Genomic DNA, 1,138 nt, shown 5'->3' with positions numbered 1-1,138 from the left:
AGGAAGGTCTGCTAAGTTAAGCACAAGCCGATAAAACTATGACGCAACACAGCTCGCTCTTCGAAAAGTTCACCCACGCATCTAGCCTGGACATGCAAACATTAGTCTCTGACTTAAGTACTTGCTCACAACCAGCCCTGAATGTTCGGACAATCCTGGAAGATAGTAAGCAAGTCCTTGATCGGCTGTATCTGGCAAATGAAGATATCCGTCAGCTTATCGAAGTTAAATCCAAACTCATGGATTATATTCTTAAAGGTTTATGGGCACGCTTCGGGTTCGACCAACATGTTAGCCTTATTGCTGTTGGCGGTTATGGCCGAGGCGAGCTGCAACCACATTCAGACATTGACTTACTCATCCTGGTAAGGAATGAAATTAATGATCAGCTGGGCACCAAACTGTCTGACTTTATCACACTATTATGGGACCTGAAGCTAGACATCGGCCATAGCGTTAGAACGATTGATGAATGTATTGAAGCCGCTAAAAGCGATGTCACCATTGCGACCAACCTATTGGAAACGCGCACTATCGATGGTGACCCCGAACTTCTGAGCATTATTTCAGACAAGGTCTATTCCGACGCAGTTTATACCTCTAAAGCCTACTTTCTAGCTAAACGCGAAGAACAAAGTGCACGCCACCTGAAATATAGCGGCACCGAATACAACCTCGAACCAAATCTGAAATCTTCCCCTGGCACCTTACGAGATATTCAGACCATTACCTGGATATCTAAGCGCCACTTTGGTGCTGAAGCTCCCAGCACACGCTCACGCTACCACTTTTTGACAGACGAAGAATTCCGCATGCTAGTCAGCGGCGAGACCTTTCTTCTTACCCTTCGTTATGGCCTGCAGATGATTGCCGACCGCAACGAAAACCGACTGCTATTTGAACACCAGCGCAAGCTTGCAGAAATACTCGGCTTTGAAGATGACGAGCAAAAGCTCGGTGTCGAGAAAATGATGCAACGCTACTATCGCATCGTATTGGGTTTAGCCGAACTTACTGACGTGATACTTCAGTACTTTGATGAGTTTTATCTAAACCCCGAGAGTGATGACAGTGTCCAAGAACTAGGTAAACGATTCCAAATTAATCACGGCTATATTGAAGCTAAGTCAGAAGATAT

The 1,138-nt window shown here is 45.4% G+C and carries 1 protein-coding gene; it reads left to right on the top strand.

Translation table 11 applies throughout. From position 1 onward, the window contains the following. Window positions 1-38 precede the first annotated feature (38 nt). Window positions 39-1,138, top strand: a 1,100-nt coding sequence (locus A3761_RS03600) for a nucleotidyltransferase domain-containing protein (protein WP_231881145.1), incomplete at its 3' end; no start/stop codon positions are given.

The sequence above is a fragment of the Oleiphilus sp. HI0123 genome (genome assembly GCF_001635315.1).
Note: the sequence above shows the minus strand (reverse complement) of the source record. Positions and strands in the feature narration are given on the sequence as shown.